Below are 19,477 nucleotides of genomic sequence, written 5' to 3' on the forward strand. Positions count from 1 at the left end.
TGAATGAATGAGGACTAGGAAGCTTTACTCTTTTATTTTTTCATGGACTCTCGATGTTTTTCGTTCAGCAGTTTTATTTCATTGATGATTTCTTTCATTTCTGTCCGTGCATCAGGGTAGAGTGCACTCCAGTGATTGACTAGTTGTGGCATTGATTTGGCAATATGTGTGTACATTGCCCAGGCCTTTACCTTTTCTTTAATTTCCTCATCCGTCGTTCCAACCAAAAGTTCACTATATTTTTCAAGTAAGGCCTCGAACTGCTCCGCAAATATTTTCTTTTCCATTGATACACCTTCCATCCTTACCGAGATAGGTACATGGACACGTTTTACAGCGCTTGGTGCTGCCACTAAGCTGATAAGTAAAGCAGCAGGTTTTTCTTAATCTGACTTTTTCACCATTAGCCATGTACACCTTTTCTGAATAATATTTTTTTAGTGGATTTTCATGGCAATCGCCAAACAAAGCCCCTTCCGCTTCAAAAATTAAATATCGAAAATCATCCAACACTTGTTCATTACTACGAGACTTTAATTCTGTCTCATAGAGCCAAAATAAATATACGGCAATATTTTCCCATAAAATCAGTTTGGAAATCCTAAATGTTTTTTCCAGCATGGAAAGGATTGGATAAATATTATTAGCAAAAAGATCTTTTAACACTTTTTTCCGCCAGTCAGTCCTGCTCATAGTAGTGGCTTTCCACTCTTCTACAGTTAAATCTTTGAAACGAATGGATGGTAACCAGTTATTTCCTTGTTTCGTCGTTTCCATCCATAGTGTATCCAGACTGACATTTAGTTTTTTGTTCCAAACTGACATAGCGTAAAGAGCTATTACAGCTACAAAAGCATATCGTTTCACAAAAATCGATGCAGCCACTTTATCGGATGGAGCACCAATCACTTTTGCTAGGTTCCCCATAAATTTTTTCAACAAAACTTCATCAAGGAGATTGGCAATGGGATATGATTGTTCCAACTGCGGATTGAAACGATATTTTTGTAACAACAACATCTCCTTTTCGGTAAGTTGTTTAGCCATGAGCAGCTGCCACCTTACTGAGAATACATCTCCCTTTCCCATAAGGGATACATAGCGGAGTTCCAAATAGCGGGTCCATTGTTACTTCACAGTCCATGTCAAATACATTTTTCACAAGACTACAATTGATGACATGTTCCGGTTTCCCTTGAGCATAAACCTTTTGATCTTTGATCGCCACAATATTATGAGCATATCGACAGGCAAGGTTCAAATCGTGAAGAACCATAATAACGGTTCGCTTATTCTGTTCATTCAATTCAAACAGTAAATCAAGAATTTCAATTTGATGTGTCAAATCCAAATAGGTGGTTGGTTCATCCAATAAAAGAATGTCTGTATCCTGGGCTAATGTCATCGCAATCCATGCCCGTTGGCGTTGACCCCCAGACAAAGAATCAACCGATCTTTCCTTTAACTCTTCCAGACGGGTTGCCTTGAGAGCATCATTCACTTTTTTCTCATCTTCCTCCGACCATTGACGGAGCCATGACTGATAAGGATAACGTCCTTGCTTAACAAGCTGCATGACCGTTAATCCTTCCGGGGCTGAAGGGGATTGCGGCAAAATAGCCATCTTTTTAGCAACTTCCTTTGTGGATAGTTTGGCAATTGATTTACCTTCCAACAGGACAGTACCGGAGTTTGGCTTTAATAAACGCGCAATAGAACGCAATAGAGTCGATTTTCCACAGCCATTGGCACCAATAAATACAGTAATCTCGCCCTTTGGAATTTTCAAATCCAGCTCATTGATTATAAGTGTATCCCCGTAGGATATCGTTAAATTTTTCGTTTCAATCGCATTTGGCATCACAGCCAACTCCTTTGTTAAGCATTCCTAGTTTTAAAAAGTAGATAAATAAAATATGGTGCTCCAATACCGGCATTAAATACACCGGCAGGAACCTCAAGCGGTGAAAACAAAGTTCGTCCGACCAAATCAGCCAGCATGACAAGAATCCCACCAATTAACGCTGAAGCAGGAAGCAGTGCCCCAAATGAAGAACCTACCAATCTTCTTGCCATATGCGGGGCCATTAAACCTACAAAACCAATTGCACCTGCAAAAGCGACAGAAATCCCAATTAATGCGGTACTTAATATTAATAAAAGAAAACGATGTTTCTGAACCTTATCTCCTAAACCAGTCGCTACATCATCTCCCAATTCTTGAAGATTGAGCAACTTGGCAGCAGCAATTGCAATGATAAAGAAAATGACTGCCCAAGGGACAAGTATGGATACATTTTTCCAATTTGATCCGTACACGGTTCCAGTAAGCCAAATATTTGCTTGGCTAGCCTGATAAACGGGACCAGTCACCATTAAAAGGGTTGTTAAAGCTTGCATGAGAGCAGAGATACCAATCCCAATCAATACCAATCTGATTGGGGAAACCCCGTTTTTCCAAGCAAGTAAGTATACTAATAAACCAACTGCACAAGCCCCGATAAAGGCAGCTAAAGGGAGCCAGGCAATACTGACGGTTAAGGAATGATTTTTATCGCTGAAAAGACTTAAGAATCCTACGACACAAACGGCCGCCCCTCCGGTGATTCCCAGTACATCAGGAGAAGCTAGCGGATTTCGAATCATTCCTTGTAAGATTCCTCCAGCAACCGCTAATGAAATTCCGACCATTAATGCAACAATTATTCTTGGCAAGCGGAATGAATGGATCACTAATGTCTCCATTTCCGGACCTGCTCCGAATAAAACCTTAACAACGGTTAGTGGATCAATTTTCATTTCTCCGGAACCAGTGCTAATGACAAAAACGGCAAATGTGATGACAAACAAAATTAAACAAATTAATGCCGCTTTACGGTCGGCTAATAATGATAGCTTCCCTTTAAAAAGTCGAAAATTCCTATATCTACTCATCGTGCATTGAACCCCCTTCTTGCAATGTAAATAAAGAATGGGGTTCCAATAATAGCAGTCATAACCCCAACAGGGATCTCTGACGGCATTAATATATATCTGGCTGCAATATCAGCAGCTAATAACAAGATAGCACCGATAACACCGGCATATGGAATAACCCAACGATGATCAATCCCGGTAATTGATCTAGTAATGTGTGGGACCACCATTCCAACAAATCCAATTGGCCCTGCAACTGCTACAGATGCCCCAGCTAATAAAACGACTAATACACCGATGGAGATTTTGACAAGTCCGGTATTTAACCCTAATCCTTTAGCTACATCTTCCCCCATCGCAAGTACATTCATTTTTCCAGATATCAATAAGGCCCCAAACCAACCTATGCCCATGTATGGTAGTACGGAAACAAGTGTCTCCAACTTCCGTCCTGAAACTGATCCTGCCAGCCAAAATAATACTTGGTCTAACAGTGCTTCATCGAGCACGAGCAGAGCCTGAGTAAAGGAAGAGAACATCGCTGAAATGGCTGCACCTGCTAATGTCAACTTTATTGGTGTCAATCCTTCACGGCCAATGGACCCAATAACATAAACACTTATCGCTGCTACCGTAGCCCCTAAGAAAGCAAGAGCATTAAATCCTTGCATATTATGAACAGAAAATAAGGTCATTGCAGTAACAACAGCCAAACCAGCACCTGCATTAATCCCAAAAATTCCAGGAGACGCCAATGGATTTTTTGTTAATGTCTGCATGAGAACACCGGCAATCGCCAAGCTTGCCCCAACAGCAGCCGCAATGAATGCTCGTGGAATTCGAACGGTTTGAATAATAATATGTTCATTGGAGCCATTATAATGAGTAAAGCTATCGATGGCCATCTGCCAGCTCGTGTCCGTATAACCGTAAATGACACTTGCACACATAAAGCCTATTAATAAGAAGACCGCCACCACCAAGCCTAGCCATTTCATTAAAGTACTTTTTAGCAACATCTTTTTAGAAGCCTTTCTATTTTTGTTTCAGTTCCATGTATCATGCATGATCAACGAGTTTGATAATCATTTTCAATTATACCATAATTATGTTTAGAAAAAAATTACTGAAAATCATTTTCAATAAAATATTGACATAAGGGTGTCTATCATTTTATGATAGAGTTGTTATTGAAAATGATTATCATTAACAGTTACTTAAGGGGGCAACATACATAATGAAAGCTTTCAAAACATTTTTGACTCTTCTATCCGTTATGGCTGTATTTTTATTAGCGGCCTGCGGTGGTGGCAACAAAGAAAACGCTGACAAAACAGAGTCGAAAAAAACAGAAGATAAACCATATACCATTGAACATGCAATGGGTAAAACGGAAATCAAAGGTACACCCAAAAAGGTAGTTGTTCTTACAAACGAAGGTACAGAAGCATTATTAGCACTAGGAATTACACCAGTTGGTGCCGTTCAGTCTTGGCTTGGTGACCCATGGTATGACCATATTGCCAAGGATATGAAAGGCGTTGAAGTAGTTGGAACAGAAAGTGAAGTTAATGTTGAGAAAATCGCAACATTAAAGCCTGACTTAATCATCGGGAACAAGCTACGTCAAGAAAAGATATACAATCAACTAAGTGCCATTGCACCAACCGTTTTCTCTGAAACCCTTCGCGGAGATTGGCAAGAAAACTTTAAGTTATATGCAAAAGCGGTAAACCTTGAAGAAAAAGGCAACGAAGTATTAGATGACTTCAATAAGCATATTGCTGATGTGAAAGAAAAACTTGGTGATAAAGTCAATAAAGAAGTTTCCGTTGTTCGTTTTATGGCTGGGAAAACTCGAATTTATTACACTGATTCTTTCTCCGGTGTGATTTTCAATCAATTAGGCTTCAAACGTGCCGCCCAGCAAGAAGAACTGTTCACTCCAGACAATAAGCTGGGAAATCTGGCGGTGGAAGTTGGCAAAGAAGTCATTCCGAAAATGGATGCAGATTATATCTTCTATTTCACCTATGCACCACAAGGTGATCAAACAGCATTAGATACAGCAAAAGAATGGACAAATGATCCATTATGGAAAAATTTAAATGCAGTTAAGAGCGGAAATGCCTTTGAAGTAAGTGATGCGATTTGGAATACTGCAGGTGGCGTTCTAGCTGCAAACTTAATGCTTGATGACATTGAAGAAAAATTAACTAAGTAATAACCTCCCCAAGGTTAATATATTAAGAAAATAGCGAGGCTGCCATGACCTCGCTTTTTTCTATTTATAAAATCTTGTCTAAACAAAAAAGCGGCGAACTAGCCGCTTTTTTGCGATACATTATGCCGTTGTCGAGAACATGTATTTCTTATAATGATATCGAATCGAAAAGATTAATCCGAGAGCAAACATGTTTCCCATTAATGCACTGCCCCCATAACTAATGAACGGAAGAGGAATACCGGTGATTGGCAGAACCCCGATAGTCATCCCGATATTTTGAAAAACATGGAATGTGATCATGCTGATGACTCCAACACAAATGTAAGAGTAAAATTGATTCTTCGTTTCCATTGCGACTTTAATAATATGGTAAATCAATAGGAAAAATAAACTGATTAGGACACTCGCCCCGATAAACCCAAATTCCTCACCAACGACACTAAAGATAAAGTCTGTGTGGCTTTCCGGCAAATAAACTTCACGATTACCATATCCCTTCCCACCTGTTTGACCGGATCCAATAGCAAGCAGTGATTTGGTTAAATGGTAACCAGCTGAACTTTGATAGTTATATGGGTCCAGCCAGGAGTATATTCGTCCAAACTGGTACTGCTTTACCCCTAGGTATTTTTCAAGTATCTCGGGTTTCCATAATACAAAATAGAAAATAGTACCAATACAGGCAATACCAAACGAAAAAATCGGAACTAGTATTTTCCAAGTTATCCCTGATATAAAAATCATTCCTAATAAAATCGCCAGGAAAACGAGTGAAGTTCCTAGGTCTGGCTGCTGCATGACGAGCATTAACGGCACCATGGTCACAATCCCAAGCTTCATTAATAGCCAAAAATCTGACTGTACGCTTTTGTTAGGATTCTTCTGATGATGATCGTCAATCACCCTTGATAGAGCTAGGATAATAAAAATTTTCACAAACTCAGATGGTTGCAGTGAACCCATACCAGGGACTTTAAACCAGCTTTTCGCCCCATTAATGACCGGAGCGATACTTGATGGTGCCACAATCAAAAACGCAAGCAGAAAAATTCCGAACCCGTACAAATACCATGTCAGCTTACGCAACTGATCGGAGTCTAATTGCATCACAGCCGCAATAATTCCGCCGCCAACCACATACCAAACGATTTGCTTAACTAAAAAGTTTTCACCGTACTGCCCACTGGCTTGGGCACTATAAATCGCGATACAGCTAGATAAGAACAATAATAACAAGATTAAAACTAAACTATAATCCAACTTGGAAGTTGTGTTCTTATTTGAAGTCATGTTGAAGTCTCCTTAACAAAGAACTAGTACATTCCTTCATTATATTTTTAAAAAGCTCAAATCACAACTTCTAAGTGCAGATGGATTTTTTTACATATCGTCTAAAAATAGAGGCGCTGGATTTCGCCTGCCATCCAGTGTAAATTATTCGGTACTTGCGGTAGACCGTATCCAATATACAATGGGGTTGTAATAAATCGCGGTACCACTTTTGCATATATTTTGGAATGGTAATGATAGAAAAAAATATTATAGCTTGTCGCTTTAAATGGGAAATGATGTAAAATATAGTGAGCAGCAATTTGCATATATTCCGAAAAACGTTCTTTATAGCATGTATCATCCATTTCCATATTCAATTCGTAAAAACCAACACGTGGTTTTGTAGAGAGTGAAAAGCGCACCCCATCTTCTTCTGCTAGAACAATTCCTTCAAACATATCATGGTTCACTTGATCCCTATAATCAATATCATATAGCCCAACAATTTGCATATGCGGATGAGAAAGGGTTCCACCGGATAGTGGGCCATGATTTTTGAAAAAAATAACAGATTTATAATTACCACTATCCTCCATTTCTAGCCAATGCCTCATCCCAAATTGAATCAGCCTATGTAGATGTTCTTTTGAATAAGTGGACAGTTCCGCATGGCAATCATCCGTTTCAATCAAAACCGTTTGATAGGCATTTTCTAATACAGGGTATTTATTTTTTAAAAGAATAATTGGACCATCGACCTCAATCAGATCAGTGAGTTCCTCTCTTGCACAAAATGGGCATGCCTGTTGTTTGTTCCGATAATTTTCCGGCTTTTTAACCCCAATGGCTGTATTGAAGTGTAGATGTTTATTTTCCAATCCTTTTTTCCCCTCTCCAAAAGCTATACTTCTATTTTATGGGAGGAAATACGAGCTTTGCACACATTTTGATTAGCCTTTCATTTTTTCAATTGCCAAGCTTCATGAAATATATCCCCTCAGCATAACTATGTATTGTACAGGCTTTTAGAATAAAAAAGAATGCGAGGAGTACTATGTTATCAAAACTAGAAGCATTTATTCTTGGAATGATTCAGGGGTTAACTGAATTTCTCCCTATTTCAAGTACGGGACATCTATACTTAGGGAGAAATTTGTTTGGATTGCAAGAAGCAGGGCTCCTGCTTGATACCATGCTCCATATCGGAACTTTGCTAGCCGTCTTTGTCTATTATAAGGAGGAATTCATCAAGATCATTAGAAACCCTTTTAGCAAATTAACGTTTTTACTGATTGTTGGTACCATTCCTGCAGTTGTCATAGGACTTGTAACGAAAGATTATATTGAAGAAGTGTCTAAAACGGGCATCACGATTGGCTGGGAGTTTTTGCTTACCGGGTTATTTCTATGGATGGCGGATACGGCTAAAAATGGATACAAAAAGATGGACGACATTAGCTACAAGGACGCCTTCATCATCGGTACATTTCAAGCAGCGGCCATACTGCCCGCGATTTCTCGTTCCGGAATGACCATCGTGGCTGCACTTTGGCGCAAATTAGACCGAGAAACAGCCGCCTATTTCTCATTCTTGTTATCTACACCAGCCATAGCCGGAGCCATTGTCCTACAAACAAAAGATTTGCTGAGTGACGGCGGTGAGCAAATTTCCCTTTCTGCTTTGCTTGTCGCTATCCTCTCCTCCGCTTTCTTTGGTTATGTCGCCGTTAAATGGATGATTGGCTTTTTGAAAAATCACTCACTTAAGCCATTTGCTTGTTATGTGTGGGCATTAGGAATCCTCATCTTATTCTTTCAGTTTACAGGAAAATTTTGAAATACCTATTTAACCTTACTAAAGTATCATAGTAGACCAGAAATTTCACATCCAATTACGTTATCCTTGATATCCCATGGCACGTATATGCAGCAGTTCCTATCCAAATAGGAACTGACATCTTATTTCATTGCCTTACAATTTTCCGAACGATAAAATAGGATTAAAATGGATATTAGGAGGGCTTACCATGAAATACGCTATTATCACCGGAGCGTCAAAAGGCCTTGGAGCATCCATTGCAAAGCGCCTCATTGACGAGCAAATTGCACTTGTAACGGTATCCCGCACAGAAAATGAGGAGCTCAGGAAGTATGCTCAAGCAAATAACGTCTCTTACCAACATCACTCCTGCAATCTTTCCAACGAAGAAGAAATTCAAGAAGTGTTTATGGAAATCGCTCATTCTATTTTTCAAAAGAATCCTGTGGAAATCCTTCTCTTTAACAATGCAGGTGTCATTGAGCCTATACATACAGTCGGTAGCCTAGATCAAACACCTATCATTCGAAACGTTCAGGTCAATTTAATTGCTCCTATGCTCATTACTAATTTATTTCTCCAACAGGCCAAGCTTACGAATACATCTGTTCAAGTTATAAACGTGACTTCCGGTGCGGCAACACGTCCCATTCATGGTTGGAGCATATATTGTAGTTCAAAAGCAGGACTTAATATGTTCACTCAAACCGTTGCCATGGAACAAGCAGAAATGAAGACGAACAATAAAATAATGGCTTTCAGCCCCGGGGTTATGGATACAGAAATGCAGGAAATCATCCGCACCTCATCCAAAGAGGCATTTAAAGAAATTGATAAATTTAAAGAGTATAAAGAAAAAAATATACTAAAGCATCCGGATGTAGTTGGAGGAGCATTAGTGGATTTAGTTCTGAGCGGCAATTATGAAAGCGGGAAAGTTTATCATATCAAGGATTTATTAAAATAATAGAACATTGATTTATTCGATAGGAAAAAATTATTCCAGAATCATAGAACGAAAGAATTCCAAAAAAAATCCTTATCAAGATTGATAAGGATTTTTTATTCTTTAATTATCATTTTTCTTCATTTGGTCGGTCAATTCTTCAATACTTTGTTTAACATTGCTTTTACCTGAATAGTTTTCGATAAGTTCTTTCACATCAATGCCACTGGAAGCTTTTAAAGATTCTTGCAGGGTAGCCATTAAGTTTGTAGCATAACTAGTGATTTTATTGGCTCCTCCGTTTTCCCCAGAACTTCCTGTGTCCACGACCGTAATTTTGTCAATATTAGAGAGTGGACTAGCCACTTGCTTCGCATATTCAGGAAGCATTTTGATAATCATGTCGAGAATCGCAGCCTGACCGAATTGTTCGAACGCTTCGGCAATTTTTTGCTTCGCTTCCGCTTCAGCCAAACCTTTCATGCGGATAATTTCTGCTTCAGTTAATCCCTGAGCCTTTTGTGCTTCGGCCTTCGCAAGACCGTCAATGCGAACCCGCTCAGCTTCTGCCTTGGCCATTGCTTCAATCCGATATTTATTTGCCTCTGCTTCAGCAATTTGCTTCGCCTTTTCCGCAGCGGCTGCCTGCTCAACGGCATAGCGGTCAGCATCGGCTTTCTTTTTGACTTCAGAATCGTATTGTCTTTCACGGCGAAGAATCTCTTTTTCTTCAAGCTCAATTTGTTTCTGTCTTTCAATAATCTTGATTTGCATTTCTTGCTCGGTAACTTCCTGCTTTGCTTTTGCACTTTCTAAATCATAAGCCATATCCGCACGTGCCTTAGCAATATCTTGTTCACGGCGAAATTCCGCTATTTTCAACTGGTTAATTTTTTCTGCTTCAGCAATTTCCGTTGCACGCTCCAACTCAGAGCGTTTCGCTTCCTTATCAGCTTCTGCCTTTTTAATCCGTGTTTCTTTTTCCGCTTCAGCTGTGGCAATATCTGCATCACGTTTGACTTGAGCAATCCGCGGTTTACCCAATGCTTCTAGGTAACCATTTTTATCACGTACATCTTTAATTGTAAATGACACAATCACAAGTCCCATTTTAGCAAGATCTTGAGAAGCTACGCGTTGAACCTCTTGAGAAAATTTATCACGATTTTTATAAATTTCTTCCACGGTCATCGAACCTAAAATAGATCGAAGATGACCTTCCAAAACTTCTCTCGCTTCATTTTCCCGTTCTTCCTTTGCTTTACCAAGAAATTGTTCAGCCGCTGTAGCAATTTCGCTTATGGATCCACCAATTTTAATAATCGCGACCCCATCGGCCATGACTGGTACTCCCTGTTCCGTATATACTTCAGGAGTTGTTACTTCTAGTTTACTCGATAATAGACTTAAAGGTTCTGCCTGTTGGAACACCGGCAAAATAAATGTACCACCACCACGGATGATTTTGATCTTATTACCGGATTCGTCAATATGCACATTTTTTGAACCTAAGAAACTTCCTGTAACAATTAATGCCTCGTCTGGTCCAGCCGTTCTGTACTTTGTAATGAATACTCCAATTAATGCAATGAGTAAAAGTACAACAATCCCAATAATAATCCATACAAAACTCATCTAATGACCTCCTCTTCTTTTACTATAAAAAACTTTCTATTTCCTGATGAACGGTTACTTCTAGGACACCATCTTTCACCTGAACCACTAGCACCTTTGTCCCATTCGGTACAGCTTTCCCATCAAAGCTGACAGCTGGTTTGGCGATTCTACCACTTGCATTCTCAATCATGACTTCTCCGTAACCATCGGTAGGAATGGGAGTAATAACGGTACCAATCCGTCCCCTCAAGTCAGATTCCTTATATACAAGAGATTCCTCGGCAGACGATAGCGGCACGAGAACAAATACATTTAATAAAGTAACAAGTATAAATGCGATAACTGCTGATATTCCCAGAATAAGTAAAGAATGGAGGGATGAAAGACGTTCAAACAGATAACCGCTTGCAGAAAATATGGTGATGAATGCAAAAATGAGAACTGGATTTAGAAAGGGCAGTCCATCTCCAGGTACATCAAAATGAAACACATCGGCAAATAGAACATATAAAATGGTTAGTACGCCTGAAATGATGAGACCATACAGATAGATGGTGACTAAAGAAATGCCAAAAAGCTCCATGGGCATCATTCCTTTCCATTAAGATGGAAACACAAAAGACATTTGCGCTAAGGGACATTGATGGCAAGAAACTGAAACATCGGAGCATCCATCCTTTCTCAAAGATTATGTATGGTATTTAATACGGATCAAAAAGGAAAAAGTTTCAAACTTTACAGTATTTTTGACCATTCTTGTAAAACGATATGAAATGACTCTGTTTCGATTCTATTAACCCAACATTCAATAAAATAGATCCATTCACTTCATACAACTTGTTTGGAGTAACAATGTATTTAAGTATAACCATCTATATTTTTATGTTCGGTTACTTCTCGAAAGACCATTATTCCAATAAATGAAACTTTAGAGTCATTAAGAACGTATATAAATTAAGTAAGAAAATACAAAGAAAGGCGATTTTGGTATGCCTAATTGTCAACATTGCGGTAAAAAATGGTCTTGGTTTGATTCTATAAAGAAATTAGTAACTTTCCGTAAAAAGATAAAATGTCATCATTGTGGAAAAATCCAATACCAAAGTACTTCTTCTAGAAATATCACATCCCTATTTGTCTTACTTTCAATTATCACGATTCCATTTTCTATCATGTTTCATTTATCTTTAACTTCTGTGTTATTATTAGAACTTGCTTTCATACTCTTGGTTCTATTTGTTATGCCATTGTTCCTAAAGTTATCTAATATGGAAGAACCATTATGGTGAAGATGGAAACTATCAATCTTGTATGTTTCTTTTTTCTCTATGATTAAAATAGCCATTTCTAATTGTTATTGGAAAAAGAAAAAGTGCCCCAGCCTATGGCTAAAGCACTTATTGGATCATATTCAAGAACTTACGAGTTCGTTCCTCTTTCGGGTTGGTGAAAATTTCTTCCGGCTTATTTCGCTCGACAATGACTCCTTGGTCCATGAAAATAATTTCGTCCGCGACATCCCGGGCGAAGCGCATTTCATGGGTAACCACAATCATCGTCATTCCTTCTTGGGCAAGATCCTTCATGACTTTAAGCACCTCACCGACAAGCTCAGGATCGAGTGCTGAAGTCGGCTCATCAAACAGAAGGACTTCCGGTTCCATTGCCAATGCTCTTGCAATGCCGACACGCTGTTGTTGGCCGCCCGATAACTGAGAAGGGTAATAATTCATTTTATCACCAAGCCCGACTTTTTCCAGCAATGCTTGCGCTTTTTTCCTTGCTGTTTCTTTCTCCACACCCTTCACAATGATTGGCCCTTCCATTACATTTTCCAAAGCCGTTTTATGCGGAAACAAATTATAGTTTTGAAATACCATCCCTGTCAGACGGCGGAAGGAGGCAATACTTTTTTTCGAAACGGATTTTGAGAAATCAAGACTATTCCCTGCAATAGAAATAATGCCTTTTGTAGGTGTCTCCAACACATTTAAGCAGCGGAGCATCGTTGTTTTACCTGACCCAGATGGCCCAATGATAACTACGACCTTTCCTTTATCTACCTCAAGGTCCATTCCCTTTAATACTTCTAACTTCCCAAATTGCTTATATAACCCTTTGATCGAAATCATCTTATTTCTCCTTTCCTAAGACATATACCGATCCAATCTACTTTCCATGTATTGCTGTAAAATGGATAGGAAAAAGCAGATGATCCAGTAGATAAGTGCAGCTTCGGAATAAACCAACAGGAATTCGTAATTTCGTGATGCGATTTCCTGAGCACGGCGGAACATTTCGGTTACAAGCACAAGGGATGCAAGGGAAGTATCTTTTACAAGGCTAATAAAAGAGTTAGACAAAGGTGGAATCGATACTCTTGCAGCTTGTGGCAGAATAATTCTTTTTAGAGCTTGGGTATAAGTCATACCAATCGAAAATGCAGCTTCCCACTGTCCTTTGGGGATGGAAAGAATCGCTGCACGAATAATTTCTGATGCGTATGCCCCAACACTAAGAGAAAAACCAATTACTGCAGAAACAAATGGATCAAGCGTTACTCCCAAGTTCGGAAGCCCATAAAAAATAATAAATAATTGCACGAGTAAAGGAGTACCGCGAATAATCGAAACATAGACTCTCGCAATGCCCTGCAATATTTTCACTTGGGAAATACGAGCTAATGCTGTTAAAATGGCTAAAATCAATCCGATGATAAAAGATAGAATGGTAAGAGGAATCGTATACAAAAGAGCTCCCTCCAGCATTGGCTGAAGGGAACTAACAGCTATTTCCAACCATCTTTCCGCTTTTTCCGGATCAGTAAAAATACTATTTAAGTACATCTTCACCAAACCATTTCTCAGAAATTTTTGTGTATGTGCCGTCTTCAATCATTTCTTTTAATGCCTTGTTTACAGCATCTACAAGCGTATCGCTATTCTTTCTGAACATAAAACCGCTTGTTGAAGCATCATCACTTTCATCCACAATTTTAATCGGCGCATCCGGTTTTTGTTTTGTATAATCCAAATAGGCAATATTATCATTGATCGTTACATCTACCCGTTTAGAGGCTATAAGCTCCACTGCCTGTTGGAATCCTTCCACTCCAACCAGATTCGCACCATATTCTTTAGCAATATCTGCATAGTTACTTGTTAGAGATTGAGCAGAATTTAATCCTTTAATATCCTCAAATGATTTTACTTTATTATTATCCTTATGCGTAATTAGAACGGCTTTTGAAGTAATATAAGGTTCAGAGAAATCATATTTTTCCTGACGATCAGGACGAATTCCGACTTGGTTAGCAATCATATCAAAACGTTTGGAGTCCAATCCAGCAAACATGGCATCCCATTGCGTTTCCTTGAATTCAGCTTTCACACCCAGTCGTTTAGCAACTTCTTCAGCTAGTTCCACATCAAATCCCGTTAATTTTCCACTTGAATCATGATAGGTGAACGGAGGATATGTACCTTCTGTTCCGATTAATATTTTTCCTTCTTCCTTAATTTTAGCAAGTAAATCAGCATTTTCAGCCGTCTTTTTGTCCTTATCATTCTCTTTATTGGCATTATCATTCTGGCCACATGCTGTTAAAACCAGCATAAAACTTAATAACAAGGCCAATAATACGGATAATTTTTTCAAAACTTATACCTCCTAAATCCGATTTTTTTACTATGATTTTATAATCATATTACATCCCTTTTCTAGTGTCAAAAGAAAAATTTCATAATTATTTTTCCCTATATAATAAAAATAAACCTATCAGCATCAGCGTCTGATAGGTTAAATTTTTTTATGCAGCTTTTTGTCCTTTTGTTACAGAACTTTTCTTTTTCAATAATGGTTTGATAAAAATGATCCCACTTGCTAATAAAATCATTCCATAGCTAAATGTTTTAATATCTGCCGTACCTGCCACAATGACCCAAATAGAATAGATGGTTGCTAATAAACCAATTATTCCGTCACTAATTCGCGATGACAAGTCTTTGTACGTTTCACCTGTTATCGTTAATTTTAACTGGTAAACAGATGAAATAAGGTATGGCACTAAATAGGCCAATGTGGCAATGATAATGACAAAGTCAAAAGCATCTGAAATGGAATTCGAAACGGTTGAAAAAATTAATACTTGTGCTAAACCATTCGAAATATTAAGTGAAAATATTGGCATGCCTTTTTTGTTTTCTTTTTGGAAAACTGGCAGAAATAATCCTTGCTTCGTTGCTTGATAAGGCACTTCAGCACTTAACATGATCCAACCAATCGTTGAGCCAAAAAGGCTGATTAACCCAAGGACTGCTAAAATTTGTCCGCCTATTGGGCCTATTACCGTTTCAATGGCATCAATTAAAGGTTTTTCTGACTGAATGAGTGTTCTCTGGTCAAGAATTCCCATCACAAGGACACTAATCCCAACATAAATACCTAAAGCAATAAATAAACCAAGAATCGTTGCCTTTTTTACATCTGTTTGTTTTCTAGCACGAGAGGCAAACACCATCGCAGATTCAACACCAATGAAGGCCCATAGTGTGATAACAGCGGCATTCTTCAATTGAGACATTAAACCAATGGATTGTCCTGCTTCGTCAAACCTCGGTGCAGTCATCGGAAGAAGGTTCGATTTATCAAAAGCGAATAAACCAATGACAATAAATAGAGCAAAGCCAGCTACTTTTGCAGCAGTAACCGCCACATTCAGCTTTCCTGCTTCTTCCATTCCACGAATGATAATGAAGTGGACACCCCACAGTAGAACGGAACAAACGAGAAAGGTTAAACCATTTCCAACCTTAAGTGTAAAACCGCCTACTGAAAACCATTCCGCTTCACTAGTTAAAATTGGGAAAAAGGTGGATAAATAACTTGCAAACGTGGTAATCGTTGCTACATTTCCAGCTACACTCCCAATCCAATAGCCCCAAGTAGACATAAAGCCAGATAATATTGAGGCTTTAGAATTTGCAGGGAAAAGTTCTTTTGCATAAATTTGCGGACCGCCAGTTAAGCTTGGCTTACGAACAGCTAGGTTACCAAATACAAGAGCTGTCATTAAAACACCAAATCCAGTAAAAAGCCAAGCAAAGAGCACTCCAGCTGGGCTGGCTGCTTCTGATAGAGAACTCGGAAGCATAAAGATGCCTGAACCTACCATATTTCCAACAACTAGTGCTGTTAATACCCAAAATCCAAGTTTATATGAACTGCTCAAGATGTTCGCTCCTCTCGATGAATACGTGTTTATTCATGCATATTTATAAATAATACTTTATAATCATAAATTGGACTTACCTATATGTCAATGGAAATTTTTATTCTGATAAAGTATTAGAGGATAGTATTTTGACGCCTGAGCTCTTTCTCTAAAGTATTCTCGAATTGGAAAAAATACATTCTTCATACAAAAAAAGAGGCTGCCATTTTTGTTGGCAACCTCATTACGAACAAATTATTTCCACCAATTATCAAACATGGTGGCAGGCAATCTTCGTTTATGTTCTGTTGCAATATAACGTTTTTCAATTTTTTCCGCTACAGAAGGATCCACTGTTTTCCCTTCAAGGTAATCGTCAAGCTCTTCGTACGTGATTCCCAGCTCCGTTTCATCTGCTTGACCCGGCTTTTGATCCAATAAATCGGCCGTTGGCACTTTCAGATAAAGACGTTCGTCTGCCCCTAGTTCTTTTAACAAAGCCTTCCCTTGACGTTTCGTTAGACCGGTCAACGGCAGCACATCAGCTCCTCCATCGCCATACTTTGTAAAAAATCCAGTCACCGCCTCTGCTGCATGATCGGTACCAATCACGAGCAGTCCTTCCATGCCACCAATCGCATACTGGGCGATCATTCGCATTCTCGCCTTCACATTTCCTTTTTGGTAATCACTTAGCGGCTGACCTTGAACCACGCTATTATATTCCTTTTGTACTTCATCAACCGCACCCTTTATATTAAAAATAACTTCTCGGTCTGCTCGAATAAATTCAAGTGCTCGTTTGGCATCCTCCTCATCCTGCTGAACCCCATATGGAAGACGGACCGCAATAAATAAGGCTTCTGCTCCTTCACTGCGCAGTTCTTCAACAGCCAGTTGTGCCAATCTCCCTGCAAGCGTCGAATCCTGGCCACCACTAATCCCAAGTACATACCCCTTTGCTTTCGTTTTCAACAAATAATTTTTTAAGAAATCAATCCGCTTGCGGATCTCTTTCTTTGGATCAATAGTAGAAGATACATTTAATTCCTTGATAATTTGTGCCTGCAAACTCATTTACCTTCCTCCTCATTTGTATATATGTAATGTACCACAATTGAATTTTTTTCACTAAAAATACAAAATGATAAAAGTAATAAACTTAGTGGAGGATTTATCATGGATGCAAAAACGTGTAATGAATCAAGAGTGGTAAGAACAAGTCGAGTATTTCCTAATGATGTAAATAATCATAATACTTTATTTGGCGGAAAACTGATGAGTGATGTGGACATGATCGCCTCTATATCTGCCACTAGACATGCAAGAAAAGAGGTGGTTACAGCATCCACGGATTCGGTGGATTTTCTTCATCCGATTACCCCACAGGACTCCGTATGTTTTGAATCATTTGTTACATGGACTGGGACATCCTCTATGGAGGTATTTGTAAAAATTATCGCAGAAAACTTAATTACTGGTGAAAGAAAAATTGCTGCCACTGCCTTTTTAACCTTCGTGGCGTTAGATGAAAACGGGAAACCGACGAAGGTCCCACAAATTATCCCAGAAACACCAGAGGAAAAAAAACTATTTGAAACGGGAAAAGAACGTGCGGAAAAGCGGAAGGAACATAGAAAAGCTAGTAAGGAGCTAGCGGCTTACTTTACGACACAGAAACCATGGGAATAAAAAATGAAAATTCTTTATTAATAACTAATTGCCGGGCTTACATATGGTATTAAGTTCTGTTGCCAGAGAGCCCGGCTTTCTCTTCGTTAGTATGTCTTTTTTCCCTCTAATCAAAGCACGAAAAAAGTTCGCGTTAGGCGCGAACTAATCAAGTTTTTCCAATTTTCTTCTACTTGGGGCATGTGGCGGTTCTTGAAACCATCCACGATCCATCATAAGGTCTACTCCTTTGGCGGAATATGCTAAAATTTGCATTAAAAATTTTTCAAAGCAAGCCATTAAATCACTTCGCATAGACGTTGAAATAGCATGCCCTAATAAAGTAATATCTACCCCATTAAGTAAATGAAAAAGAGTAACAATTAGCCTTTCAGAGAACGGATTATCCGTCAAATCTGTTACCTCGGTTCTTATAGATACATTTCCTAATAATTCTTCCCTCATTAATAATTCATTATAAGTTCGAATTTGCTGCTCTGAAATTTTCTTCCCTTCTTTAATAAAATGGTGAATCTCCTTATCCTTTACCACCTGAAGTAAGCCCATACATAACAAAATAGAAAAATAGTTACGTTCAATACCATAAAAAATCTCGGTAATTTCTATGGCATTTAATGGCCTTTTTTTTCCAAAACCGCTCAAATAAGAAAGCTTTTTCGTATATTCCACTTCTTTCGGATAGGGAATCATTGGTGAACGATCATAAATCCCTTTCTTCTGCATTAACGTTGTTGACATCTGATACAATTCAGTGGATTCCTTGGTCATCTCAATAAAAAGTTCCATAACATCTTGTCGAGCAACATTAGCCGTAATAAAGCCCATTTTGATCATCGAAAGACGACTTAACGAAAAAACAAAGTATAATCCAAACATATCATAAAAAAGCGGTGGAATTGTTAAGTCAATGTCTTTTTCAGAAAACCCGTCTGGAATAGGAAAATCTTCTTTTTGAAAAATGGCCGTTATTTTTTCAACATGATCTACTGCTAAGTCATAAGCATGCTGCAAAATTCCCCTTATTTCCTCATCTTGATTATGGTGAAGAAAATACGTTAACAGGCAAACCGTCAAATTTTCTTGTAGATAGGAAGACCATAATCCTCCAATCTCGGAACTGGATAACCTAATGCTATCTTTACCCATTGGAATAAATCCCCCTCAAAAAAATCCACTTTACAAGTAGATTGCCATTATTTCCAAAGCATTATTCACTGCATCCAATTTAGGAGGAGAATTCTGGAAAAATAACATTTGGCGTTTTAGAAGTTTGCAATTAAACGTTCTTCAACACCATATACAACCAGTTGTTTCACACAATTTTTTCTTCCTCAGACACCAAGTCATACTTTTTCAGCAAATGAAATACTTCATTTAAGATGTCTTGAGTGTGCTCTTTGGCAAAAAATTGCTCAAATAAAGGTTTCATCTCCTCTGGTAAAAATGCAGCCTGTGATTCAAATTTCTTTTTTACATCCTCATAAGTATGATCCAATTTACAATCACTCATATGAATACCTCCTATTAGAAAAGCGGAAGCGCCCTGTTTAGCGGCGTATGACCTGGAGGTTCTCCAACTGAGATAAAGGAAACACGAAGAACGATAGTGATTCGATGTTGACTTATCGTAGGGCGGAGACCGAAGGGCACTAGACGCTAGGGCGCTGGAGCTAGACAATTCTCGAAGTCGAAAAGATATTTTCTTATCTGACCGGAAAAGCGGAAGCGCCCTGTTTAGCGGCGTATGACCTCCTCCCAAAAACCTACTGCTTTCGG

At 38.7% G+C, this 19,477-nt stretch carries 21 protein-coding genes; 5 read left to right on the forward strand and 16 right to left on the reverse strand.

Translation table 11 applies throughout. The features are described 5' to 3' along the window. Positions 1-32: 32 nt before the first annotated feature. The 5 genes from G4Z05_RS00100 to G4Z05_RS00120 are packed head-to-tail and all read right to left on the reverse strand — an operon-like array spanning position 33 to position 3,935. The gene (locus G4Z05_RS00100; protein ID WP_163249779.1) at positions 33-287 is read right to left on the reverse strand and encodes a DUF2573 family protein; all 255 of its coding nucleotides are present in this window, start codon (positions 285-287) and stop codon (positions 33-35) included. After that, positions 244-1,047, reverse strand: coding sequence for a siderophore-iron reductase FhuF (gene fhuF / locus G4Z05_RS00105; protein ID WP_163249781.1), 804 nt, complete (start codon positions 1,045-1,047; stop codon positions 244-246). Before fhuF ends, G4Z05_RS00100 begins: the two co-directional genes overlap by 44 nt. Then, on the reverse strand, positions 1,040-1,861 hold the full coding sequence (locus G4Z05_RS00110; protein WP_163249783.1) for an ABC transporter ATP-binding protein: 822 nt from the start codon (positions 1,859-1,861) through the stop codon (positions 1,040-1,042). Before G4Z05_RS00110 ends, fhuF begins: the two co-directional genes overlap by 8 nt. A gap of 17 nt (positions 1,862-1,878) precedes the next feature. Next, on the reverse strand, positions 1,879-2,934 hold the full coding sequence (locus G4Z05_RS00115; protein ID WP_163249785.1) for a FecCD family ABC transporter permease: 1,056 nt from the start codon (positions 2,932-2,934) through the stop codon (positions 1,879-1,881). Beyond that, the gene (locus tag G4Z05_RS00120; RefSeq protein WP_163249786.1) at positions 2,931-3,935 is read right to left on the reverse strand and encodes a FecCD family ABC transporter permease; all 1,005 of its coding nucleotides are present in this window, start codon (positions 3,933-3,935) and stop codon (positions 2,931-2,933) included. Before G4Z05_RS00120 ends, G4Z05_RS00115 begins: the two co-directional genes overlap by 4 nt. A 218-nt stretch (positions 3,936-4,153) precedes the next feature. On the opposite strand from G4Z05_RS00120, the gene G4Z05_RS00125 reads away from it, so the two are divergent. Then, complete coding sequence (locus tag G4Z05_RS00125) at positions 4,154-5,140, forward strand: ABC transporter substrate-binding protein (protein WP_163249788.1); 987 nt, start codon at positions 4,154-4,156, stop codon at positions 5,138-5,140. Positions 5,141-5,260: 120 nt separating this feature from the next. Here the strand turns inward: G4Z05_RS00125 and rodA are convergent, their stop codons facing one another. Both rodA and G4Z05_RS00135 read right to left on the reverse strand, forming a co-directional pair. Then, positions 5,261-6,433, reverse strand: a complete 1,173-nt coding sequence (rodA, locus tag G4Z05_RS00130; protein WP_163249790.1) for a rod shape-determining protein RodA — start codon at positions 6,431-6,433, stop codon at positions 5,261-5,263. A gap of 101 nt (positions 6,434-6,534) precedes the next feature. Then, on the reverse strand, positions 6,535-7,293 hold the full coding sequence (locus G4Z05_RS00135; protein ID WP_163249792.1) for a DUF4931 domain-containing protein: 759 nt from the start codon (positions 7,291-7,293) through the stop codon (positions 6,535-6,537). Positions 7,294-7,469: 176 nt separating this feature from the next. Between G4Z05_RS00135 and G4Z05_RS00140 the strand changes: the two genes are divergently transcribed. Both G4Z05_RS00140 and G4Z05_RS00145 read left to right on the forward strand, forming a co-directional pair. Beyond that, entirely contained in the window at positions 7,470-8,252 is a 783-nt protein-coding gene (locus G4Z05_RS00140; RefSeq protein WP_163249794.1) for an undecaprenyl-diphosphate phosphatase, read from the forward strand. Between the two features lie 190 nt (positions 8,253-8,442). After that, positions 8,443-9,201, forward strand: coding sequence for a (S)-benzoin forming benzil reductase (locus tag G4Z05_RS00145; RefSeq protein ID WP_163249796.1), 759 nt, complete (start codon positions 8,443-8,445; stop codon positions 9,199-9,201). A gap of 102 nt (positions 9,202-9,303) precedes the next feature. Here G4Z05_RS00145 and G4Z05_RS00150 read toward each other — a convergent pair whose 3' ends face one another. Next, entirely contained in the window at positions 9,304-10,815 is a 1,512-nt protein-coding gene (locus G4Z05_RS00150; protein WP_163249798.1) for a flotillin family protein, read from the reverse strand. A gap of 22 nt (positions 10,816-10,837) precedes the next feature. Then, the gene (locus G4Z05_RS00155; RefSeq protein ID WP_163249800.1) at positions 10,838-11,380 is read right to left on the reverse strand and encodes an NfeD family protein; all 543 of its coding nucleotides are present in this window, start codon (positions 11,378-11,380) and stop codon (positions 10,838-10,840) included. A 406-nt stretch (positions 11,381-11,786) separates the two neighbouring features. Between G4Z05_RS00155 and G4Z05_RS00160 the strand changes: the two genes are divergently transcribed. Next, positions 11,787-12,086: a TIGR04104 family putative zinc finger protein gene (locus G4Z05_RS00160; RefSeq protein WP_163249802.1), complete on the forward strand. Its 300-nt coding sequence runs from the start codon at positions 11,787-11,789 to the stop codon at positions 12,084-12,086. A gap of 108 nt (positions 12,087-12,194) precedes the next feature. Here G4Z05_RS00160 and G4Z05_RS00165 read toward each other — a convergent pair whose 3' ends face one another. The 5 genes from G4Z05_RS00165 to nadE form a co-directional block, all read right to left on the reverse strand. Continuing rightward, positions 12,195-12,929 carry an amino acid ABC transporter ATP-binding protein gene (locus G4Z05_RS00165; RefSeq protein ID WP_163182982.1) on the reverse strand — a complete coding sequence of 245 codons (735 nt, stop codon included), beginning with the start codon at positions 12,927-12,929 and terminating at the stop codon, positions 12,195-12,197. A gap of 15 nt (positions 12,930-12,944) precedes the next feature. Then, positions 12,945-13,643: an amino acid ABC transporter permease gene (locus G4Z05_RS00170; protein ID WP_163249804.1), complete on the reverse strand. Its 699-nt coding sequence runs from the start codon at positions 13,641-13,643 to the stop codon at positions 12,945-12,947. Next, the gene (locus G4Z05_RS00175) at positions 13,630-14,454 is read right to left on the reverse strand and encodes an amino acid ABC transporter substrate-binding protein (protein WP_163249806.1); all 825 of its coding nucleotides are present in this window, start codon (positions 14,452-14,454) and stop codon (positions 13,630-13,632) included. The genes G4Z05_RS00170 and G4Z05_RS00175 overlap by 14 nt, the downstream gene beginning before the upstream one ends. A 151-nt stretch (positions 14,455-14,605) precedes the next feature. Further along, a complete protein-coding gene (locus tag G4Z05_RS00180; protein WP_163249808.1) occupies positions 14,606-16,027 on the reverse strand; it encodes an amino acid permease in 1,422 nt (473 codons plus the stop codon). 237 nt (positions 16,028-16,264) lie between these two features. Beyond that, the gene (nadE, locus tag G4Z05_RS00185) at positions 16,265-17,086 is read right to left on the reverse strand and encodes an ammonia-dependent NAD(+) synthetase (protein ID WP_163249810.1); all 822 of its coding nucleotides are present in this window, start codon (positions 17,084-17,086) and stop codon (positions 16,265-16,267) included. A 102-nt stretch (positions 17,087-17,188) separates the two neighbouring features. Between nadE and G4Z05_RS00190 the strand changes: the two genes are divergently transcribed. Next, positions 17,189-17,701: an acyl-CoA thioesterase gene (locus G4Z05_RS00190; RefSeq protein WP_163249812.1), complete on the forward strand. Its 513-nt coding sequence runs from the start codon at positions 17,189-17,191 to the stop codon at positions 17,699-17,701. Between the two features lie 144 nt (positions 17,702-17,845). Here G4Z05_RS00190 and G4Z05_RS00195 read toward each other — a convergent pair whose 3' ends face one another. Together G4Z05_RS00195 and G4Z05_RS00200 are read right to left on the reverse strand one after the other, a co-directional pair. Then, the gene (locus G4Z05_RS00195; RefSeq protein WP_163249814.1) at positions 17,846-18,847 is read right to left on the reverse strand and encodes a DUF3231 family protein; all 1,002 of its coding nucleotides are present in this window, start codon (positions 18,845-18,847) and stop codon (positions 17,846-17,848) included. Between the two features lie 166 nt (positions 18,848-19,013). After that, complete coding sequence (locus G4Z05_RS00200; protein WP_163249816.1) at positions 19,014-19,211, reverse strand: group-specific protein; 198 nt, start codon at positions 19,209-19,211, stop codon at positions 19,014-19,016. Between the last annotated feature and the right edge of the window lie 266 nt (positions 19,212-19,477).

This window comes from Neobacillus thermocopriae (genome assembly GCF_010975035.1).
Taxonomy (GTDB): Bacteria; Bacillota; Bacilli; order Bacillales; family Cytobacillaceae; genus Neobacillus; species Neobacillus thermocopriae.